This window comes from Deltaproteobacteria bacterium (assembly GCA_005879535.1).
GTDB lineage: Bacteria > Myxococcota > Myxococcia > Myxococcales > 40CM-4-68-19 > 40CM-4-68-19.
On sequence record VBKI01000060.1, the window covers coordinates 36,712 to 55,911 of the forward strand.

At 68.9% G+C, this 19,200-nt stretch carries 22 protein-coding genes; 11 read left to right on the forward strand and 11 right to left on the reverse strand.

Annotated features, from left to right (window positions below; genetic code table 11):
- Positions 1 to 8 precede the first annotated feature (8 nt).
- Together E6J58_10200 and E6J58_10205 are read right to left on the reverse strand one after the other, a co-directional pair.
- Positions 9 to 473, reverse strand: coding sequence for a hypothetical protein (locus tag E6J58_10200; GenBank protein ID TMB37915.1), 465 nt, complete (start codon positions 471 to 473; stop codon positions 9 to 11).
- Positions 470 to 1,309, reverse strand: coding sequence for a site-specific DNA-methyltransferase (locus tag E6J58_10205; GenBank protein TMB37916.1), 840 nt, complete (start codon positions 1,307 to 1,309; stop codon positions 470 to 472). The genes E6J58_10200 and E6J58_10205 overlap by 4 nt, the downstream gene beginning before the upstream one ends.
- A 2-nt stretch (positions 1,310 to 1,311) precedes the next feature.
- On the opposite strand from E6J58_10205, the gene E6J58_10210 reads away from it, so the two are divergent.
- The 3 genes from E6J58_10210 to E6J58_10220 are packed head-to-tail and all read left to right on the forward strand — an operon-like array spanning position 1,312 to position 2,699.
- A complete protein-coding gene (locus E6J58_10210) occupies positions 1,312 to 1,650 on the forward strand; it encodes a ferredoxin family protein (protein TMB37917.1) in 339 nt (112 codons plus the stop codon).
- A 3-nt stretch (positions 1,651 to 1,653) separates the two neighbouring features.
- Positions 1,654 to 2,193 carry a YqgE/AlgH family protein gene (locus E6J58_10215; GenBank protein ID TMB37918.1) on the forward strand — a complete coding sequence of 180 codons (540 nt, stop codon included), beginning with the start codon at positions 1,654 to 1,656 and terminating at the stop codon, positions 2,191 to 2,193.
- Entirely contained in the window at positions 2,190 to 2,699 is a 510-nt protein-coding gene (locus tag E6J58_10220; GenBank protein ID TMB37919.1) for a hypothetical protein, read from the forward strand. The genes E6J58_10215 and E6J58_10220 overlap by 4 nt, the downstream gene beginning before the upstream one ends.
- A 10-nt stretch (positions 2,700 to 2,709) precedes the next feature.
- Here E6J58_10220 and E6J58_10225 read toward each other — a convergent pair whose 3' ends face one another.
- Both E6J58_10225 and E6J58_10230 read right to left on the reverse strand, forming a co-directional pair.
- Positions 2,710 to 3,210: an O-acetyl-ADP-ribose deacetylase gene (locus E6J58_10225; GenBank protein TMB37920.1), complete on the reverse strand. Its 501-nt coding sequence runs from the start codon at positions 3,208 to 3,210 to the stop codon at positions 2,710 to 2,712.
- Positions 3,207 to 3,782, reverse strand: coding sequence for a DUF99 family protein (locus E6J58_10230; protein TMB37921.1), 576 nt, complete (start codon positions 3,780 to 3,782; stop codon positions 3,207 to 3,209). The genes E6J58_10225 and E6J58_10230 overlap by 4 nt, the downstream gene beginning before the upstream one ends.
- On the opposite strand from E6J58_10230, the gene E6J58_10235 reads away from it, so the two are divergent.
- Positions 3,781 to 4,044: a hypothetical protein gene (locus tag E6J58_10235; protein ID TMB37922.1), complete on the forward strand. Its 264-nt coding sequence runs from the start codon at positions 3,781 to 3,783 to the stop codon at positions 4,042 to 4,044. The two genes, E6J58_10230 and E6J58_10235, sit on opposite strands and share 2 nt — an antisense overlap.
- Here E6J58_10235 and E6J58_10240 read toward each other — a convergent pair.
- On the reverse strand, positions 4,024 to 4,740 hold the full coding sequence (locus E6J58_10240) for an NRDE family protein (protein TMB37923.1): 717 nt from the start codon (positions 4,738 to 4,740) through the stop codon (positions 4,024 to 4,026). The two genes, E6J58_10235 and E6J58_10240, sit on opposite strands and share 21 nt — an antisense overlap.
- Positions 4,741 to 4,775: 35 nt before the next feature.
- Between E6J58_10240 and E6J58_10245 the strand changes: the two genes are divergently transcribed.
- Complete coding sequence (locus E6J58_10245) at positions 4,776 to 5,963, forward strand: deoxyhypusine synthase (GenBank protein TMB37924.1); 1,188 nt, start codon at positions 4,776 to 4,778, stop codon at positions 5,961 to 5,963.
- The gene (gene corA / locus E6J58_10250; GenBank protein TMB37925.1) at positions 5,498 to 6,922 is read left to right on the forward strand and encodes a magnesium/cobalt transporter CorA; all 1,425 of its coding nucleotides are present in this window, start codon (positions 5,498 to 5,500) and stop codon (positions 6,920 to 6,922) included. The genes E6J58_10245 and corA overlap by 466 nt, the downstream gene beginning before the upstream one ends.
- A 5-nt stretch (positions 6,923 to 6,927) precedes the next feature.
- On the opposite strand, the gene E6J58_10255 is transcribed toward corA, so the two are convergent.
- The 5 genes from E6J58_10255 to E6J58_10275 are packed head-to-tail and all read right to left on the reverse strand — an operon-like array spanning position 6,928 to position 11,728.
- The gene (locus tag E6J58_10255) at positions 6,928 to 7,620 is read right to left on the reverse strand and encodes a hypothetical protein (GenBank protein TMB37926.1); all 693 of its coding nucleotides are present in this window, start codon (positions 7,618 to 7,620) and stop codon (positions 6,928 to 6,930) included.
- Positions 7,617 to 8,708, reverse strand: a complete 1,092-nt coding sequence (carA, locus tag E6J58_10260) for a glutamine-hydrolyzing carbamoyl-phosphate synthase small subunit (GenBank protein ID TMB37964.1) — start codon at positions 8,706 to 8,708, stop codon at positions 7,617 to 7,619. The genes E6J58_10255 and carA overlap by 4 nt, the downstream gene beginning before the upstream one ends.
- Positions 8,709 to 8,725: 17 nt before the next feature.
- Positions 8,726 to 10,072: a dihydroorotase gene (locus E6J58_10265; protein TMB37927.1), complete on the reverse strand. Its 1,347-nt coding sequence runs from the start codon at positions 10,070 to 10,072 to the stop codon at positions 8,726 to 8,728.
- A complete protein-coding gene (locus E6J58_10270) occupies positions 10,045 to 10,995 on the reverse strand; it encodes an aspartate carbamoyltransferase catalytic subunit (protein ID TMB37928.1) in 951 nt (316 codons plus the stop codon). Before E6J58_10270 ends, E6J58_10265 begins: the two co-directional genes overlap by 28 nt.
- A 1-nt stretch (position 10,996) precedes the next feature.
- A complete protein-coding gene (locus E6J58_10275; GenBank protein ID TMB37929.1) occupies positions 10,997 to 11,728 on the reverse strand; it encodes a metallophosphoesterase family protein in 732 nt (243 codons plus the stop codon).
- Between the two features lie 273 nt (positions 11,729 to 12,001).
- On the opposite strand from E6J58_10275, the gene hpnH reads away from it, so the two are divergent.
- Genes hpnH through E6J58_10300 form a run of 5 tightly spaced genes read left to right on the forward strand, consistent with a single transcriptional unit; the run spans position 12,002 to position 18,003 of the window.
- On the forward strand, positions 12,002 to 13,018 hold the full coding sequence (gene hpnH, locus E6J58_10280) for an adenosyl-hopene transferase HpnH (protein TMB37930.1): 1,017 nt from the start codon (positions 12,002 to 12,004) through the stop codon (positions 13,016 to 13,018).
- Positions 13,015 to 14,016, forward strand: coding sequence for a hypothetical protein (locus E6J58_10285; GenBank protein ID TMB37931.1), 1,002 nt, complete (start codon positions 13,015 to 13,017; stop codon positions 14,014 to 14,016). The genes hpnH and E6J58_10285 overlap by 4 nt, the downstream gene beginning before the upstream one ends.
- Entirely contained in the window at positions 14,013 to 15,008 is a 996-nt protein-coding gene (locus E6J58_10290; GenBank protein ID TMB37932.1) for an NAD-dependent epimerase/dehydratase family protein, read from the forward strand. The genes E6J58_10285 and E6J58_10290 overlap by 4 nt, the downstream gene beginning before the upstream one ends.
- A complete protein-coding gene (gene shc, locus E6J58_10295) occupies positions 14,963 to 16,978 on the forward strand; it encodes a squalene--hopene cyclase (protein TMB37933.1) in 2,016 nt (671 codons plus the stop codon). The genes E6J58_10290 and shc overlap by 46 nt, the downstream gene beginning before the upstream one ends.
- Complete coding sequence (locus E6J58_10300) at positions 16,978 to 18,003, forward strand: hypothetical protein (GenBank protein ID TMB37934.1); 1,026 nt, start codon at positions 16,978 to 16,980, stop codon at positions 18,001 to 18,003. The genes shc and E6J58_10300 overlap by 1 nt, the downstream gene beginning before the upstream one ends.
- On the opposite strand, the gene E6J58_10305 is transcribed toward E6J58_10300, so the two are convergent.
- A complete protein-coding gene (locus tag E6J58_10305; protein ID TMB37935.1) occupies positions 17,997 to 19,199 on the reverse strand; it encodes a hypothetical protein in 1,203 nt (400 codons plus the stop codon). The two genes, E6J58_10300 and E6J58_10305, sit on opposite strands and share 7 nt — an antisense overlap.
- Position 19,200: the final 1 nt, after the last annotated feature.

Here is a 19,200-nt window from a genome sequence, read left to right on the forward strand (position 1 = left end):
GCGCGCCGTTACTGTACCGTCTGCGCGGTATTCACCCACAGCGGCATGCTGTGCGGATCGTTCTCGCGGATCTTGAAGATGGTGTAGGAGTCCACCTGGCGCGCGATCCCCGTTCGCGGCTCGAACACGGTCCAGAACTCGTCGCGCGTGTTCGCGGGCTTGAACCAGATCATCTGAGCGTCGGAAGCCAGCTCCGGGCGCAGCACGGCGCCGTGCTTGAGCAACGCGTCGTTCCCGGGCTCGAACCCGACCGGCCTCCAGAGGAAGACGCGTTCACCGTCGGCGTAGTGGACCGCCAGCGCGCCGCAGGCCTCGTCTCCGGGCGCAAAGCACTCGATGGAGGCCATGCGCTTGCCGGCGCACGCGATCAGGTTTGGATCCGCGGCCCAGCAGGAGCGCAAGTTGTCCCGCGCATGCGTCAGCCGGTTGGCGGCGCAGGCCGTCATCAGGAGGAGCGGCAAGAACCGGTTCACGGATGCACCTCCGAGAGCCGCCGCGACACCCGGCCGGCCCATTCGGGCTCAATTTCGCTGCAAGCGACCCGGCGTTGCAAGCGAAGCGCCGCCGCCGGAATGCTCCCGCTTCCCGCGAACGGGTCGAGCACGAGGTCGCCGGGCCGGGACCATTGCCGCACGAGCGGCTCCAGCACGGAAAACGGCTTGTGATTCGGATGATTTCCCCACTTGGCCGCCTCGCCTTCGTCGTCGTAGGCCGCCGCCACGCACCAGGCGCGCTGGACGTCCTGCGGCCGAAGCTCGGAAAGCGGCTCCTTGAGGAAGACCAGCGCCGTCTCGTAAACGCGCAGGAGCAGCTCGTTGCCGTCGCGCTCCGAGGTTCTCTTCGCCCAGAGGAACTCACCCGCCTCGCGATATCCGAGCTCGCGCGCCGCCGAGCGGATGGGCTCCTTGCCGAGGAAATTCGTCCAGACGACGAGCGGTCCGTCGACGTGCGCCGCGGCGGCCGGAAGCCACTCGGCGGTGAAGCGGCGATAGGCGCGGACGTCCTCGAATCGCACGACGGGATCGCGATCGATCTTCACGCCCCTGCGCTTCTCGCGCAGGTCGCCGCCCTTGCGCCGCCGCGTCAACAGGCAATAGGGCGGATCGGTGAGCAGCAGCGCCGCGCGCTCCCCCTGCAGGACGCGTCGGTACGTCTCCTCGAGCCGGGCATCCGCCGCCAGGCATCTCACGGCCGGACGCGAGTCTCGTACCGCGTCATGCCGCGAAATGTAGCTGACGTCCGCCCCGCTTGCAGCCGTGATAGGTTCGTGCCAGAGGAGAGCAGCGAACTGCCCCGCCAGGAGACCCATCCATGGCTTTCGTGGTTGCCGAGCCGTGCATCGCCTGCAAGTACACCGACTGCGTTGCCGTCTGTCCCGTGGATTGCTTCTACGAAGGCGCCAACTTCCTCGTGATCCATCCCGACGAATGCATCGACTGCGGCGCCTGTGAGCCGGTGTGCCCGACGAAGGCGATCTTCCCGGAGGACGATCTTCCGGACAAGTGGAAGGAATTCACGGCCCTCAACGCCGAGCTCTCGACGAAGTGGCCGAACATCAACAAGCAGAAGGAGCCGCTCCCCACGGCCGAGGAGTACAAGGAGAAGGAGGGCAAGCGCAGCATGCTCTCCATGGATGGCTTCGCGGGATAGCGGGTGAGCGACCTCGCCCCCGGGCTCCTGATCGCGGTGCCGCAGCTCGACGATCCGAATTTCGCCCGCTCCGTCGTGCTTCTCATCGAGCACAACGAATCGGGCGCCATGGGCATCGTCTTCAACCGCCCGAGCGACATCGGCCTCCAGGACATCGGCAAGGAGCACGGGATGGAGGTGCACGAGTCCGCGGGGAACGCCTTCATCGGCGGACCGGTGCAACGGGAACGCGGCTTCCTCGTCCACCGCCGATCGGAGGTGGCCGATTCGGTGCATCTGCAAGACGACGTCTACCTGTCGGTGTCTACCGACGCGCTACGCACGCTGCTCGCCGGCGACCCCGCCGCGTACCGGCTCTGCCTCGGGTACGCCGGGTGGGGACCGGGACAGCTCGAGCGCGAGATGGTCTCCGGCGGCTGGCTGAATTCCGGCATCTCTTCCAAGCGCATCTTCGACACGCCGGTGGAGAAGATCTGGGAAGCGGTGATCCGCGACCTCGGGATCGATCCGGCCTTCCTCGTGCAGGGCGGAGGCAAGCAATGAACCGACTGGCGCTGGTGGCCGCGCTCCTCGCCGTCGCCTGCGGCGGCGGCAAGGCGGCGCGGCCGGACGGCGCTTCCGACCAGGCGCCGTCCTGGCTGTCCGAGGGGACGGGTGCGATCCGCGGCGAAGGCGGCCGCAGGCTCCAGGGTGTCGGGGTCGCGAGCGGCGTGAGCGATCCCAAGGCGCGCCGGCGGCAGGCGGACGGAGCGGCGCGCGAGCAGCTTCAGTCCGCCGTCGATGCGCTGGCGCGTGCGCTGGCGAAAGCCGGCGAGTCGCCGCAGGATGGCGAAGCGGTGCGCGCCATCGCGCGGAAGGCCGCGGTGCAGGAGGGCGCCATCCGCGACCACTGGGTCACCCCGGATGGAGACGAGCGCGCGCTCAGCGTCATCGAATTCGACGCATTCAAGCGGGCGCTGCAGTCGGTCGACGGCGACGAGCGGGTCCGCCGCGAGATGTTCTCCAATCTCGATCGGGCGTTCGATCAGGTAGCTGCCGCGAGCCGATGACGGCTTCGGGTCATGCCGCGCCAAGGGCCTTTCGGTACGTCTCCGCGTCCCATTTCGAGAAGCAGCAGAAGACGATGCGCAGCGCGGGATCCGTTTGCTCGAAGGTACGCGCTTCGCGGATGGCGATCTGCGTGGCCTGCTCCAGCGGGTACCCGTAGGCCCCGGTAGAGATCGCCGGGAACGCGATGCTCCGCAGCGAGTGCTGCTTCGCCAGGCGCAGCGCATTCCGGTAGCACGAGGCCAGCGCTTCCGGTTCGCCGCGGCTGCCGCCTTGCCAGACGGGACCGACGCAGTGGATGACGTGGCGCGCTTTCAGGCGATGGCCGCGCGTCATTTTCGCCTCGCCGGTGCGAGCGCCGCCCAGGGTCCGGCATTCCGCGAGCAGCTCCGGGCCCGCGCGGCGGTGGATGGCGCCGTCCACGCCGCCGCCGCCGAGCAGCGACTCGTTCGCGGCGTTGACGATGGCATCGACGTCGAGGAGCGTGATGTCCCCTTCGGTCACTTCGATCATGCTCTCCTCCCGCTCTGGCCATAGGCCAGGGCGCCGCCGATCAAATGCGCGAGCCGCAGAGCCTCCGGCACGTTGCCGGTATCCGTCAGGCGCTGCAGGGCCTCCGCCGTCTCTCGCGGGTCGGCGCCGTGCACCTGGTACACGAAGGGCCCGTGCACGTGAATGGGACCCGCGCGCCGCAGCAGGGCGAGGCGGGCCTGCGGGCGGGACAGGCGTCGGGCCGCGCGCTCCATTGCCGGAAGGTCAGGCAGCTTCCGCATGACGGCGATGCACGGCCGCTGCAAGGCGTGCGCGAGGCGCGGCAGATCGACGACGTTGAATCCGCCCAGCGCAATTCCGTCGAGCAGCACGAGGTGGATCTGCGGCAGGAATTTGCCCTCGAGCAAGAGCGCTTCCAGCGCGGACGTCGCGCGCCAGCCGTCGCGGCGGACGGTGCCGTAGACCATCCCCTCGAACCGCGTCCCGGCGCAGACGGCGCCGACCACTCCGACCGTAGCTTTCCGCCGGTGGCGCCAGGGGACGTCGTCGAATCCGATCACCCGCAGGGTGCGCCCTGCCCGCGGAAGTGCCATGTTCCTCCTCTACATGAGCGAAGAGCTGGAGAAGAAGCCTGAGCTCCCGGTCCTCGCGCGGCTGGTGGTGGAGATCCGTTCCGACGGCCGGCACACCATCGCCCGCGGGATGGCCCAGGACGCCACCGGCGAGCGCGTCCAGGTCGAGGCCGAAGGGAGCACGCCGCTCCAGCTTGCGCTCGCCCTGATGAAGGCGCTGCGGGAAGTTCCCTCTCTCGCGCGCAGCTTCACGAAGGGGCTGCTACCCGGACGCCGCAAGTAGCTGGGCGGTGAGCGCGGAGATGTCGCTCGCCGGGTTCGTGCAGGGGTGGCCATCGGTCCACAATGCCTGCGCGTCCGCGCGGCGGAGCACGAGCTGCAGCGACGACCGCGTTCCGTACCCGATGTTGTCGGCATGCACGCAGGCGCTCTCCAGCGGCTCCCCGGCGTGGACGGTCATCGGCGGCCGCCAGGCGTCCACGCCCGGCTCGAGGCGGGCGAAGGCCTCCAGCACCGATCGCTCGCGCGCGCCTTCGCCGGCGCCGAAGCTGCGCTCGGTGATCACGTGCACCTGTCCCGGCGCCAGCAGAGCGTGCTGGACCGCGTAGCCGTCGCTCCAGCTGACGAACGCATCGCGCAGATCGGCATAGACGAGGTGAAAGCCGTTGTGCCGATCGCCGCGCAGCTCGAGCAAGGCGTCGTGCAGGCCGCGCGCACTGCGCGCCTGCAGCGCCTCCAGCACCAGAAGTCCCCTGCTCTTCCGCGAAGGGTCGATCATCGCCCCGCGCCGGTTGGTGACGCAGACGAACAGGCCGTGCCGGTTGAGGCCCAACCAGCTTCCGTGCGCCAGCTCGTCGCGCGGAGCCAGGATGCCTTTCTCCACCATGGGGCCGCGCGCTGGCCGCGACAGGAGCTCGTTGCGGTTGCCCGAGATCGCGAGCAGCTCCGAGGGCCGTTGGAGGAGGACCAGCGTGCACATGCGCTGCTCTTTATCGTGTAGATTGCGCGCCCGCCATGGCGACTCGCTCCCAACTTCGCAAGCCCTTCCAGAAGGCCCGCACCGTCGATCCCCATCCGATCACCGGCCGCGAGTCGCCGCACGATCTTCTGCAGCATGCGTTCGGCGCCTACGTCGGCCGGCAGGAGCGGACGGCCTACGAGCTGATGCGCCGATCGATCGCGGAGGACTGCAGCATCTTCCTCACCTTGAGCGGCGCGATGACGCCGGCTGGCCTGCACCAGAGTTGCCTGATCCCGCTGATCGAGCGCGGCATCGTCAGCGCGCTTACCACCACCGGCGCGAACCTCTACCACGATGCGCACAGGATCATCGGCCACGCCATCCGGGAGGTGAACCCCAACGCCGGCGATCTGCAGCTCCGCCTCGCCCGCGTGATCCGGATCTACGACCTGGGCTTCTGGGAAGAGGCGCTGCTCGACACCGACAAGCTCTTCTCGGCGCTGATGCAAGGGCCCGACTTCCAGCGGAAGATGACCACGCCCGAGTTCCACGGGCTGCTCGGACGGGACATCGCGAAGATGGAGAAGGCCCTCGGCGTCGAGCAGCCTTCGCTCCTCTCACAGTGCTGGAAGCACGGCGTTCCCATCTTCGTCGGCGCGGTGCAGGACGGATCGATCTTCCTCAACGCGGTGAAGCTGCGGCGCCTGTTCCCCGATACGTTCCGGTTCGAGATCGACATCAACGACGACGTCTACGCCATGGCCGCAGTGCAGCATTGGGCGCGCCACAACGGCTCGAAGCGGCTCGCCATCTGGATCCTGGGCGGCGGCGTGCCCAAGAACTACACGCTGCAGGGGGAGCCGCTGCTGGACCAGATCCTCTTCGTACCGACCACCGGGTTCGACATCGACGTGCAGTTCTGCGTCGACCCGGTCGACAACGGCGCGCTCTCCAGCTGCCCTGCGGGCGAGGGCCATACCTGGGGCAAGGTTTCCGTCGAAGCGGTGGAAGCCGGCTCCGTCTACGTGCACACGGACGTCACCGCCGTGTTTCCCTGGCTCACTCACGCGCTGATGAGCGATGCGAAGATGCGGCGCAAGCCCAAGCGGCTCCTGGATCGGCTCGCGGAGGCGCGCGCATTCCTCGACCGCGACGTGGAAAAGAACCGCCGCGAGCTGCTCAAGACGGTGGTGTATCCCGGTACTCCGACCCGGCACGAACCGGAGAGCACCGTCCGGTGACGGTGACCGCGGTGATCGCGGACGGGTCGGACCTGGTTTCGGTCGCGCTGGAGCAGGCGCGCGCGGCGCTGGGTAAAGCCCGATTGGTCTGGATCGACTCGGACTCGCGCGGCCCCGAGGTGGAGGCCCTGCTCAGGGACCTGGGCGTGCACCCGCTTACCATCGAGGACGTCTTCGAGACGCGGACGGTGCCCAAGGTCGAAGACTTCGGACGCTACCTCTTCATCCTCGCCCATGCTGTGCGCGTCCCGGCCGAAGGGCCTTCACGCCTCCAGGAAACCGAGCTCGACATCGTCGTCGGAGCGAGATGGGTCTTCACCCACCATGAGGCCGCGCTGACGGCGCCCGCCCGCCTTCGCGAAGAGGCGCTGCGGACGCGGCGCGCGCTGGATCCGGTCAAGATCGCGCACGCCTTGCTGGATCGCCTGGTCGACGACGCGCTGCCTGCCATCGACGCCTTCGACGACGAGCTGGAGCAACTGGAGAAGATCTCGCTCGCGCGAATCCCGCGGCGCACCACGGTCCCGCGCGTGCTGGCCTTGCGCTCGGCGCTGCACCGCTTCCGGCGGGCGGCGGTGCACCAGCGCGAGGTGCTGCTCCGCCTGGCGCGCGGCGAGTTCGCTCTGATCCCGGCCGATCAGCTTCCGTTCTTTCGCGACGTCCACGATCACGCGGTCCGTATCGCGGACGAGATCGACGACGCGCGCGAGCTGCTCTCCGGAATCCTCGAGGCGCACCTGTCGATGGTCTCGAATCGACTGAACGAGATCATGAAGGTCCTGACGATGATGGCCTCGGTATTCCTGCCCATCTCGTTCATCGCCGGCGTGTACGGAATGAACTTCGAAGCGATGCCGGAGCTGCGCTCGCCGTGGGGTTATCCCGCCGTTCTTGCGGCGATGGCCCTCACTGTCGCGGGCCTTCTCTGGTGGTTCCGCCGCCGCGGCTGGCTGGAATAGCGGGCTCAGCCGCCCTGCTGCATCTCCGGCGTCCGGCCGCGCTTGGAGAGGAACGGGGTCTGGAAATTGTAGATGGCGTGGATGCTGACATTCCGAAACCGCTCGTGCTGCAGCGCCATCCGCTCCAGCTCCCAGAGCAGCGGGCGCGGATCGACCGCTCCCTTCTTCTTGCGCCGCTTGATCTCGCGCCGGATCTCCGGCTCCACCTCGTGCGGGTGGTACGTGAAGCTGGTCGAGAAGTGATAGGTGCGGTTGACGGGGACCAGGCGCGACTCGAACAGGTCGCCGATGTCGAGGCCGTGCATCTGCCGCCGCTCGGTGACGTCGAAGTCGTCGCCGGTCAAAGTGTCGCGCACCCGCACCTGCCCCTTGGCGGGACGGGAGAAGAAGCCGCGCGTGCCCCGGTATTCGTACAGGCTGAGCCGCGACTGCGCGCAGCCCATCAGCACGTCCTTGTCCTGGCTGGGCAGATCGGCGCCCTTCTCGCGCAAGAAGCGCTCGACGGGGGTCGAGCCGTCCTTCTGGCGGCGGTCGAAGAGGAACCAGTTGAAGAAGGCCTGCATCCGCTGCTCGTAGCAGCGGTCGTCGGCGTGCACCTCGCCGCCGGTCTGCGCGAAGTATTCCTCCCTCGCCCGCACCAGCTCGTCGACTTCGCGGCCGAAGTACTGCAGGAGCATGTCGACCTGGGGCTGGATCATGAACCGCCTTCGATGATCTGCATGAAGCGCCGGAACAGGTATCGGCTGTCGTGCGGACCTGGATTGTCCTCCGGATGGTACTGCACCGCGAACATCCTCAGATCGGGGGCGGCGATGCCCTCGACGGTATTGTCGTACAGGTTGATGTGCGTCACCTGGACCTTGCCTTCCAGCGACTTGTGGTCGACGGCGAAGCCATGGTTCTGCGAGGTGAGGTCGATCTTGTCGCCGATGACGTCGCGAACCGGATGGTTCGCGCCGCGATGGCCGAACTTCAGCTTGTACGTCTTCCCCCCCATCGCAAGCGCGAGGATCTGGTTCCCCAGGCAGATGCCCATCACCGGGACCTTCCCGAGCAATTCGCGCGCCTGCACGTCGGCGCCCACGACCGCGGCCGGGTCGCCCGGCCCGTTCGAGAGGACGACGCCGTCCGGCTTGCGCGCGAGAATCTCGGATGCGGGCGTGCGCGACGGCACGACGGTCACGCCACAGCCGATGTCGACGAGCTGCCTGAGGATTCCTCTTTTCACGCCGTAGTCGACGACGACCACTTCGTGCTTGCGCGCCTGCGGTTCGCGGCCGGCGACGCCCTGCTCCCAGCGGTACGGCGCCTTGGTCGAGACCCTGGTGGCCAGATCCTGGCCTTCCATCCCCGGCGCCTTTCGCGCGCGCTCGATCAGCGCCTTCGCCGACGCGCCGCTGCTGTCGATGATTCCCTGCTGCGCCCCCGTGGTCCGCAGGATGCGGACGAGCCTCCGGGTGTCGACGCCCTCGATGCCGACCAGGGCGTTGCGCTCGAGGAAATGCGGCAGCGACTGCTGCGAGCGCCAGTTCGAGGGTTCCCTGCAGACCCTGCGCGCGATCAGGCCCGCCGCCTGCGCGGTCTCCGCCTGCTCGTCTCCGGAGTGGATGCCGTAGTTGCCCACCTCGCTGACGGTGAACGTCACGAGCTGTCCGGCGTAGGAAGGATCGGTGAGGATCTCCTGATAGCCGGTATGGCTGGTGTTGAAGACGACTTCGCCGACCGTTTCCCCCTCCGCCCCGACCGCCGTGCCTTCGAATACCTCGCCGCACGCCAGCGCCAGCATCGCCTTCTTCGGACCGCTCACTTCCCCTCCTCATGCACCAGCTTGCCAGCCACGAAGGTTTTCACGACCTTTCCCCGAAGCGTCCAGCCCGCGAACGGACTGTTTCGCGATCTCGAATAGAAACGTTGCGGGTCCACTTTCCATTCACGCTCCGCGTCGATGACGGCCACGTCCGCGGATGCGCCCGCGCCGAGCGTTCCATACGGCAGGCCGAAGCAGCGGGCCGGTCCCACGGTGAGCCGCTCCACGGCGCGAGGCAGGGGCAGCTCGCCCGAGCGCACGAGCGCGAGCGTCAACGCGAGCGATGTCTCGAGTCCGATGATTCCGTTCGCCGCGTGGATGAATTCCACCTGCTTGTCGAGGGCCCCGTGGGGAGCATGGTCGGTGGCGATGGCTTCGATGGTGCCGTCGTTCAATGCCGCGACCACGGCCGCCCGATCGCTTTCCGCCCGCAGCGGGGGGCTCATCTTCGCGTGCGTATCGTACGGGTCTGCCGCGGGCTGGTCGCCCGAAGCCGCCATGCCGGCGACGGCCTCGTCGGTGAGCGTGAAGTGGTGCGGCGTCGCCTCCGCGGTGATGCGGACGCCGCGCGCTTTCGCCTCGCGGATGGCGCGCACGCTCCCCGCCGCGCTGACGTGAGCGACGTGGAGCCGCGCTCCGCAGGTCTCCGCCAGGAGGATGTCACGCTGGACCATCGCGACCTCCGCCGCGGCCGGGACGCCAGGCAGACCCAGCCGGGTGGCCACCGGGCCCTCGTTCATCGCGCCGCCGGAGCTGAGCGTGAGATCCTCCGCGTGGATCATCACCGGCAGATCGAGGTCCCGGGCGTATTCGAGCGCGCGCCGCATGACGCCGGCCGACATCACCGGCCGCCCGTCGTCCGTCACGCAGACGCAGCCCGCCTCTTTCAGCTCCGCCATGTCCGCGAGCTGCTCGCCCAGCGAGCCACGCGTGATGGCGCCTGCCGGAACCACCCGCGCAAACCCGGCCTCGCGCCCGCGCGCCGCCACGAATCGCGCCAGGGCGGCGCTGTCGCAGACGGGCTTGGTGTTCGGCATCGCGATCACCGTCGTCACTCCGCCTGCGGCGGCGGCCCGCGCTCCGGTGGCGATCGTCTCCTTTGCCTCCTCGCCGGGCTCGCGCAGGTGCACGTGCAAGTCGACCAGGCCGGGCAGCACCCAGCGGCCGCGGCAGTCGATCACCTGGTGCACGAGCTTTTCAGCGGGCGTGGCGGCGAGCTCGCGCACCTCGCGAATGCGGTCTCCGTCGATCAGCACGGTGCGCGTGCCGTCGATCCGGTTCGCGGGATCGATCACCCGGGCGGAGTCGAGGACGATCACGGGGGAACCTCCGCGCGCAGGCAAAGGGCGAGCGTGGCCATTCGCACCGCCACCCCCGAGTCCACCTGGTCCATCACCAGGCTCCGCGGCGAATCGAGCACGTCGCTCGACAGCTCGACGCCCCGGTTCACCGGACCGGGATGCAGGACCAGCGCCTCTTTCGGGAGCATCTCCAGCGTGCGCGCATTCAGCCCCCAGGTCCGCGCGTAATCGCGCGCGCCGGGAAGCCTGGCGTCGGCGATCCGCTCGTTCTGGATCCGCAGCGCCATCACCGCATCGGCGCCGGTGAGCGCGTCGCGGAGCGATCGCGCCACGGTGCAGCCGAGCTTTTCGATGCCCGCGGGAATCAGCGTGGAAGGTCCGCCGACGCGGACATGGACCCCGAGCTTGCTCAGGCAGTGGATGTTCGAGCGCGCGACGCGGCTGTGCGCGATGTCGCCGACGATCGCCACCGTCCGGCCCTCCAAGGATCCCCAGCGCTCGCGCAGGCTGAGCGCGTCGAGCAGCCCTTGCGTCGGGTGCTCGTGCGCGCCGTCCCCGGCGTTGATGACGCTCGCCCGCACCGCGCGCGCCACGAGCCGCGGCGCTCCGGCCGCGGGATGGCGGACGATCAGGGCGTCGGCGCCGATGGCGTCCAGGTTGCGGACGGTGTCCTCCAGCGACTCGCCCTTGGCGACGCTGGAAGCGTCCTTCTGGAAGCTGAGCACGTCCGCTCCCAGCGCCTTCGCCGCGACCTCGAACGAGCTGCGCGTGCGCGTGCTGTTCTCGAAGAACAGCGTGACGACGTTCCTGCCGCGCAAGAGCGCGCGCCGGTCGGCGGCGGCCTCCCCGGCGCGCGCCCGCGCCCGCTCGCGCTTGAATCTCGCCGCCAGCGAAAGCAACGCGTCGATCTGCGCCCGGGTCAGCGCTTCCAGCTCGAGCAGGTGCCGGGGAAACTCCAGCGCCATCTCAGACCCCATGCAAGAGCCGCCGCGCGAAGTGCGGAGAAAGCCCGGCCTCCAGGATTTTCCGGGCGGTCTTCTCCGCGTTGTACGGTACGCGGTGGAACTCGACCGCCTTGGACCGATCGTCCCAGATGCCGTAGCAGGCGCGTGGATCGTAGTCGCGCGGCTGGCCGCAGCTTCCGATGGAGATCAGGTAGCGGCGCGCGGGATCGATGCGAATCCGCTCCGCCCAGACGTCCTTGACGGGGTTCCCGAGCTGGAACGCGCGCTGCAGGTGCGAGTGGCCGATGAACGTCACCGGGGAGAGCTTCTCCTTCCCTCTCAGCACCAGATCCTCGGCCTGTTCCAGCGCGAACACGTATTCGAACGCTTGCGGGTCCCGGGGCGAGGCGTGCCCATAGGTCACCTCGCCCTCCGCGCGCTGGTAAGGCAGCCCTCGCAGCCACTCCATGTTTTCCTTGGAGAGCTGCAACGCGGTCCAGTCGAGAACTTCGCGCGCGGCGGCGTAGTAGTAGCTGTAGTCCATCCGGCCGGCGACCGCCGCGTCGTGATTGCCGAGGACCGTGAACTCGCACCTGGTGCGGACCAGATCGCAGGCGGCGTTGGGGTCAGCGCCGTAACCGACCGTATCTCCCAGACAAATGAATCGGTCGACCTTCTGCGCCTCCGCCGCCGAGATACACGCCGTCAGCGCCTCCAGGTTGGCGTGGATGTCCGTCAGAATGGCGGTGCGCATCGGCGCCGCCCTGAGTACACAGAAAGCGCGCTGACTTCAAGCGCACCCCATCGCGCGCCCGCGCTCGACGGAAGCGACTGCGGCGCACGAAATCGTCGCGGTGCCGCCGACGATGGTCGCTACGGCGGTGACGTTCCACGCGGAACGTGGCAGAAATCGGAATGCTCCGATTTCGGAGCCCGGGCATCTGTGTTGCTGCGGCGCGCCGGCGATTGCGCGCTGCACGGATCGTTGCTCGCCGGACGAAGGGTCGATTGGCGCGAGGTGGATTGGATGGCAATTCCCGTAGCACAGATGATGACGGTTGCCCGATACGTGCTCAAGCAGCGGCTCGCCAGGCGTGACCGCTACCCGCTGGTGCTGATGCTCGAACCGCTCTTCCGCTGCAATCTTTCGTGCACTGGCTGCGGAAAGATCCAGTACCCGGCCGCGCTCCTGAAGAAGGACCTCTCGGTCGAGGACTGCATCCGCGCTTCCGACGAGTGCGGCGCGCCCGTAGTCAGCATTGCCGGCGGAGAACCTCTCCTCCATCCGCAGATCGCCGGGATCGCGCGCGAGCTCGTCCAACGCGGGCGGTTCGTGTACCTCTGCACGAATGCGCTCCTGCTGGAGCGCAAGCTGGACTCGTTCCAGCCCAGCAAGTACCTCAGCTTCAGCGTCCACATGGACGGGCCGCGCGCGGAGCACGATTTCTCCGTCTGCCGCGAGGGCGGCTATGACGTAGCCGTACAGGCGATTCGAGCAGCCCTGAAGCGAGGCTTTCGGGTGACGACGAATACCACCGTCTTCGACGGGGCCAATCCCGAGAGGATGCGAGGGTTCTTCGACGACATGATGGAGCTCGGCGTCGAGGGAATGATGATCTCGCCGGGATACTCGTACGAGAAGGCGCCGGACCAGCAGCATTTCCTCCGCCGGGAGCGGTCGCACCGGCTGTTCTCGCAGATGCTGGAGGCGCCCAGGCGGAGCTGGCGCTTCAATCAGTCGCCGCTCTTTCTCCGGTTCCTGATGGGAAAGCAGGACTTCGAATGCACACCCTGGGGAAATCCCACGTACAACATCTTCGGCTGGCAGCGGCCCTGCTACCTGCTTCAGGACGGATACGCGAAAACGTTCCGTGAGCTGATGGAAGAAACGGATTGGTCGCGCTACGGGCGCAAGAGCGGCAATCCCCGTTGCCAGGACTGCATGGTGCACTGCGGATTCGAGCCCAGCGCCGTGCGGGCCACCTTCGATTCCCCGCGGGCGATGGGCGCGACCGTCGCTGCCATGGTCACGGGACGGCTATGACGGATGCTCGGCTGGCGGAGCTCGTGGAGCGGGCGTTCGATTATCGGGGATACGTGACGCTCAGGCGCACCGACGGCTCCGAGCTGGTCGGCTTCGTCTACGATCGCAGCGCATCGCATCTCGACCTGTACGACGAAACCGCCACTCGCCGCGTGCGCGTATCCCTCGCGGACGTCGCCGACATCGCCTTCACCGGCGACGACGCCGCACGCAAGGCGCAGGCGCTCTGGGAGCGCCGCAAGGGAACGCTCGAGCCGCGCGAGACTTCCGCGTGGGGCGAGTGGAGGGAATCCGGGCCGGTCCTGCTGCTGGTCGCCCTCGATCGCGAGCTGCGCAGCGTCGCGCGGGCGCTCGGCCTCGTCCGCCGCGGCGACCGCGCACGAGGGCAGTCGGGCGGCAATGAAGTGGTGGGGCTCGCCCTCGGAGTTGGTGGAGGTGCTCGCCGGGCGGTGGTCGACGAGCAGCCCCGCCTGGTCGTGAGCTGCGGCTTCTCGGGCGCACTCGATCCGGCGCTTGCGCCGGGCGATCTGGTGCTGGCGACAGCGGTGCGCGACGAAACCGGCGACGAGCTCGCCGCACCGCCCTTGATCCGCCAGCGGGCAGCAGAGGCGCTGGGCGGCCTGCGCCATTTCGAGGGCGAGCTCGTCTGCACCACCGCAGTCGCAGCCACCGAGGTGGAGAAGCTGGCGCTCGCACGGCCAGGCGCGCTGGCGGTCGACATGGAGAGCTATCCCGTCGCCCGCGCGGCGGCCGCCGCCGGCATTCCCTGGCTCGCGATCCGGGCGATCGTCGACCCCCTCCGGTCGTCCCTCCCAGCCTTCACCCGGGACCCGGCCGGTGGTTACGTCGGGCCGGCGATGAAATACGCGCTCTCGGGACCTCGGGCCGCGGCAGACCTCGTCCGGCTTGCCACCCGCGCCCGCGCCGCCGCTGCCGCGCTGGAGGTTGCGCTGCACCGGCTCCGTCCCATGCTCGGGGCGACGGAGGCACGCGCTTGAGGGCGCTCGTCACCGGCGCGAGCGGGTTCATCGGCAGCGCGGTAGCGCGCGCCCTCCTCCACCGGGGAGCGCAGGTCCGGTTGCTTCTCCGCCCCGGCGCCACGCCGAACCTCCCGGAACGCCGCGACATGGAGATCGTACGCGGAGACCTGCGCGATGCGCAGGGCGTGTCCGCGGCGGTGCGCGGTTGCGACGCCGTCTTCCACGTCGCCGCGCTCTACTCATTCGCCGCGCCGGCAAGCGAGGTCGTCGCCGTCAACGTCGGTGGAACGCGCAACGTCATCGAGGCCGTCCGCGCCGAAGGAGCGCGGCTGGTCTACACCTCCAGCATTGCCACAGTGGGCGCCATGCACGACGGCGTCCTCCCCGACGAGCGCTCGATGCCCAACGGGCCCGCGCCGGGTCCCTACAAGAAGAGCAAGCGCGATGCGGAAGCCCTGGTCCGGGAGGCAGCGGAGCGCGGACTGAACGCCGTGATCGTGAATCCGACGTTTCCGGTGGGCGTCGGCGACGTCAAGCCGACCCCGACCGGCGCGGTGATCCGCGATTTTCTCGAAGGACGCCTGCCGGCGTACGTCGATACGGGCATGAACGTGATCGACGTCGACGACGTCGCCGAAGGAGAGCTGCTGGCGTTCGATCGCGGCGAACGCGGCGAGAGGTACATCCTCGGCCACGCCAATCTGACGATGCGCGAGTTCCTCGAGGAGCTGGCGGCGATCTCCGGCCGCAAGCCACCCCGGATCCGGATGCCGCACCTGGTCGCATTGGGTCTCGCGCATGCGGACGCCTTCGTCACCGGGCGGATCCTCCGCCGCCCGCCGCGCATCCCGCTCGAAGGAGTGCGAACGGCCCGCGAGATCATGTTCGCAAGCTCCGCCCGCGCCGTCCGCGAGCTCGGTTTGCGGCAGACCCCCATCCGCGACGCGCTGGCGAAGGCGGTGCAGTGGTTCGAGGAGCGGAGCCGGCTCCGGCGGCGAGGCGTGTCGTGATCGGGGCCCGGACCCGGATCGAGCGCTCGGGACTCGACCTCGTCATCGAGCGCGCGCAAGGGTGGTTCGAGCGGCAGCAGTACCCGGAAGGGTACTGGTGGGCGGAGCTGGAATCGAACGCGACGATGGATGCCGAGTACCTGCTCCTCACGCATTTTCTCGGCGCCAGGAACGAGGACCTCTGGCGCGGCGTCGCGCAGGACATCCGAAACTACCAGCGCGACGACGGCAGCTGGGCGATGTACCACGGCGCCCCCGGCGACGTTTCCACCAGCATCGAATGCTATTTCGCGCTCAAGCTCGCCGGCGACCGACCCGACGCGCCGCACCTGGTGCGGGCCCGCGCGTTCATCCGCGAGCGCGGCGGCATCGCCCGGGCGCGGACCTTCACCCGCATCTGGCTCGCGCTGTTCGGCCAGTGGAGCTGGGACGACCTGCCGATCATGCCGCCGGAGCTGATGTTGCTGCCCCCGTCCGCGCCGCTGAGCATCTACCGGTTTTCCTCCTGGGCTCGGGGGACCATCGTGCCCCTCCTGCTCCTGATGGACGACCGTCCTGTGCACCCGGTGCCCGATTCGGCGCGCCTCGACGAGCTGCGCGTCGCCGATGCGGCTCCACGCGTTCCGCGCGACGCGATCGATCGGCTGTTCCGCGGCATCGACGGCGCGTTGCGCGCCTACGACCGCCTCCCGTTCCATCCCTTTCGCGAGCGCGCCCGGAAGGCAGCAGAACAGTGGATCCTCGCCCACCAGGAAGCGGACGGCAGCTGGGGCGGAATCCAGCCCCCGTGGGTCTATTCGCTGATGGCGCTGCACGCGCTCGGGCATCCGCTGGACCATCCCGCGCTGAAGAACGGCCTTCTCGGGATGCACGGGCGCTGGATGCTCCGGCACGGCGACGGAAGGCTGCGGGTGCAGGCGTGCCTGTCGCCGGTCTGGGACACCGGTCTCTCGCTGCTCGCGCTCGTCGAGTCGGGCGCGCACCCGTCGGTTCCCATGGTGCAGCAGGCGGCGCGCTGGCTGTTGCGCGAGGAGATCCGCGTTCCGGGCGACTGGTGCGTGCAGGTCGAGGGGGTCGAACCGAGCGGGTGGGCATTCGAGTTCGAGAACGATCTCTACCCCGACGTGGACGATACAGCGGTCGTCCTGCTCGCCTTGCACAAGGCGGACGCCCTGGACGCCGAGACCCGTGAGCGTGCGTTGCGCTGGGTGCTGGCGATGCAGAGCCGCAACGGCGGCTGGGCCGCCTTCGACAAGGACAACACTTCGCGCCTCCCGGCGCTGATTCCGTTCGCCGACTTCGGCGAGATGATCGACCCGCCCAGCGCCGACGTGACAGGGCACGTGGTCGAGACGCTCGGCGCCTTCGGCCTCGCTCGCAGCCATCCCGCGATGGAGCGCGGGCTGCGCTATCTCTACGCGCACCAGGAGAAGGAGGGCTCCTGGTTCGGCCGCTGGGGAGTCAACCACGTCTATGGCACCGGCGCCGTCCTTCCCGGGCTTGCGGCCGCGGGCGAAGCGATGGACGGCCTCGCGGTCCGCCGCGCCGTCCGGTGGCTGGGCGAGCGGCAGAACGCGGACGGCGGCTGGGGCGAGACCTGCGCCTCGTACGTCGACGTCAAAGCGCGCGGCCGCGGCGACAGCACTGCGTCGCAGACGGCATGGGCGCTGCTTGGCCTGATCGCGGCGGGGCGGGCGGACGGCAAGGCTGCATCCCGCGGGGCGCACTTCCTCGTCGATCGGCAGCGACCCGATGGGTCCTGGGACGAGGAATCGTTCACCGGCTGCGGCTTCCCCGGCTACGGCATCGGCGAGGAGCACGGCGCCCGCATCGTCGAAGGGCGCGAGCTCTCCGCCGGCTTCATGATCCGTTACCACCTCTACCGCAATTGCTTTCCGCTGCTCGCCCTGGGCCGTTACCGCGCTGCCCTCGGTGGCGCGGGTGCCATCCGCAGTGAAGGAGGTTCTTGATGCGATCGCCGGAGTTCTACCAGGGGCATCTCGACGCCGTGAGCCGCAGCTTCGCCCTCTGCATCCCGCAGCTCGCCGCGCCGTTCCGCCAGCACGTTGCCCTCTCGTATCTGCTCCTGCGCGTGCTCGACACGGTCGAGGATGCGTCTTTCGCGGACAAGCTCCACCAGCAGCGCCAGTTCACCGCCTTCCGCCAGTTTCTCGTCAAGCCGCCCACGGGGGCGCAGGTCGACGCCTTCAACGCTGCCTTTCCGGACAGCATCAGCGACGGCGAGCGGGCGCTCCTCGCAGACACCGGGGCTTTTTTGGAAGACGCTTACGGCCTGCCTGCCGCGGCGCGCGCGGTGATGTTCTCTGCCATCGACCGGATGGCGTTGGGCATGGCGGCGTACGCGCGCCGGCCGGCGACCCGGCTGGTCGATCTGGAGGACGTTTCGCGTTACTGCTGCATCGTCGCCGGCCTGGTCGGCGAGATGCTCACCCGCCTCTGGACCCTCGATGGACGACCGGGCCCGCGGATGCTCTTCGCCTACCGCTTCGGACTGTTCCTGCAGAAGGTGAACATCCTCAAGGACCAGCCGGAAGACGAGGCGGCGCACCGGTTCTTCGTCCCCGACCGGCGCGCGATCCTGGCGAGTCTGCGTGCGGACGCGGACGGGGCCTTGTCGTATCTGACGTCACTGCCGCAGAGCGAGCGCGGCTACCGGATCTTCTGCGCCTGGTCCTTGATGCTCGGGGCCGCTACCCTCGGTCAGGTGGACGGCCCGCGCCAGAGCCGCCGCGCCGAGACCATGGAGCTGCTCGGCCACATCGCCGACATTGCGCAGGACGACGAAGCGTTGCGCCGCCAGTTCGCCACGCTGTTGCCGAGGCTTCCACGTGCGCCTGCAAAGGAGCCGCTGCCGAAGCCGGAACCGGCGGACTGGTTCGTGCGGACCCTGAACGCGCCGCTCTCCGAACGAGAGCTGATCGACCTGGGAGCGATCGCGGCGGTCTCGCTGCAGCCGGCCGCGGTACATCAATAGGGGTATCCGATCTCCACGTACACCTTCCATCCTTCGCCGCCCGTAGCGACGTCGATCCGGCCGACGACGTTGGGCCGGACCCAGGCGCGAAAGCCGACGCCGCCGGTGACGCGCGGCCGGGAGAACGCTTGATCGATCGCGCGGTACACCTGTCCGACGGCGATGAACGGGTCGATCCGCCAGTCGGCCGTGACGCCGTAGATGTGCGTCTGCAGCAGGCGGATCCGCTGCTCCGCTTCCAGCGTCCAGGCGTTCTGGTCGATGAAACGATCTTCGGTGAATCCGCGGAGCAGGAATGCGCCGCCGAGCGTGCTCTGGTCGTAGAACGGCGCGCGCGGCGTGCTGACGGCAGTCCAGTCGAACCGCGCGGCACCGGCGACGAAGCCGAGCTCCGGGTGCAAGGCCCGCACGCGGATCGATCCGCGCAGGTAGGCGGGGGCTCCCGACAGACCCTCGACGACACCCCCGGCGGCGTTCGCGAACAGACCCCGCTCGGAATTCTCGCCGTTCGGCCGGCTGTCGAAGCGGATGTCGATCGTCTGTCCAGCGATGGTCGAGCCGTCCATGCCGGGCGCGAGCCGCTGAGGAGAGACACGCCGGCTGAGCGGCAAGCCCGGGACTCCAAGATCCTGGACGGCGTCGGTGTGGAGCAGGACCCCGATTCCGGCGTTCCAGTTGCCACCGAGGTTGAAGCCGCGGCGCGCCTCGCCGAGGCCGCGGACTCGCGTGTAGCTGGTTTCGGCGGCTTCGGTCGTGTCCGGGCCGAGGCCGAAGAAGCGATAGAAGGCGCTGCGCTGCCAGCGCAGCTCGATCTCGGTGGTGAATTCGCCGGCGCGCCTGGGAAGGTCCCGCCATTGGAGCAGCACTCCGGAGTTGATGCGGGTACTCGCGCTGGCAATGAGGGTGAGCGTCTGATCGTCCGCTGGATAATGAAACCAGCGGAACGTCCCGGTCCAGTGGATCACGTCGTTCCAGGTGATGCTGGGGGCGATGATCGATTCGGTCCTCGCGTTCGCATCGCAGACGCGCAGGAAGACCGGCATGAACCCGAGGGTGTCGCCCTCGTTCGGAAGCGTCGCGTACACCGGAAGGGGAACGACGCGCGTGCCCAGGCCGCCAGCGCACTCCGCGCCGGCTGCGGCTGTGGCCGCCGGGAGAAGGCAGCCGGCCAACAGGAAAGCCCGGGCGCTGCTCATC

What these genes read in the sequence shown, in the direction of transcription:
- E6J58_10205 (TMB37916.1), bottom strand. Translation starts at nt 1,309, where the DNA reads ATGGGTCTCCTGGCGGGGCAGTTCGCTGCTCTCCTCTGGCACGAACCT.
- E6J58_10210 (TMB37917.1), top strand. Translation starts at nt 1,312, where the DNA reads ATGGCTTTCGTGGTTGCCGAGCCGTGCATCGCCTGCAAGTACACCGAC.
- E6J58_10220 (TMB37919.1), top strand. Translation starts at nt 2,190, where the DNA reads ATGAACCGACTGGCGCTGGTGGCCGCGCTCCTCGCCGTCGCCTGCGGC.
- E6J58_10225 (TMB37920.1), bottom strand. Translation starts at nt 3,210, where the DNA reads ATGATCGAAGTGACCGAAGGGGACATCACGCTCCTCGACGTCGATGCC.
- E6J58_10235 (TMB37922.1), top strand. Translation starts at nt 3,781, where the DNA reads ATGTTCCTCCTCTACATGAGCGAAGAGCTGGAGAAGAAGCCTGAGCTC.
- E6J58_10230 (TMB37921.1), bottom strand. Translation starts at nt 3,782, where the DNA reads ATGGCACTTCCGCGGGCAGGGCGCACCCTGCGGGTGATCGGATTCGAC.
- E6J58_10240 (TMB37923.1), bottom strand. Translation starts at nt 4,740, where the DNA reads ATGTGCACGCTGGTCCTCCTCCAACGGCCCTCGGAGCTGCTCGCGATC.
- E6J58_10245 (TMB37924.1), top strand. Translation starts at nt 4,776, where the DNA reads ATGGCGACTCGCTCCCAACTTCGCAAGCCCTTCCAGAAGGCCCGCACC.
- E6J58_10255 (TMB37926.1), bottom strand. Translation starts at nt 7,620, where the DNA reads ATGATCCAGCCCCAGGTCGACATGCTCCTGCAGTACTTCGGCCGCGAA.
- carA (TMB37964.1), bottom strand. Translation starts at nt 8,708, where the DNA reads ATGCTGGCGCTGGCGTGCGGCGAGGTATTCGAAGGCACGGCGGTCGGG.
- E6J58_10270 (TMB37928.1), bottom strand. Translation starts at nt 10,995, where the DNA reads ATGGCGCTGGAGTTTCCCCGGCACCTGCTCGAGCTGGAAGCGCTGACC.
- E6J58_10275 (TMB37929.1), bottom strand. Translation starts at nt 11,728, where the DNA reads ATGCGCACCGCCATTCTGACGGACATCCACGCCAACCTGGAGGCGCTG.
- hpnH (TMB37930.1), top strand. Translation starts at nt 12,002, where the DNA reads ATGGCAATTCCCGTAGCACAGATGATGACGGTTGCCCGATACGTGCTC.
- E6J58_10285 (TMB37931.1), top strand. Translation starts at nt 13,015, where the DNA reads ATGACGGATGCTCGGCTGGCGGAGCTCGTGGAGCGGGCGTTCGATTAT.
- E6J58_10300 (TMB37934.1), top strand. Translation starts at nt 16,978, where the DNA reads ATGCGATCGCCGGAGTTCTACCAGGGGCATCTCGACGCCGTGAGCCGC.
- E6J58_10305 (TMB37935.1), bottom strand. Translation starts at nt 19,199, where the DNA reads ATGAGCAGCGCCCGGGCTTTCCTGTTGGCCGGCTGCCTTCTCCCGGCG.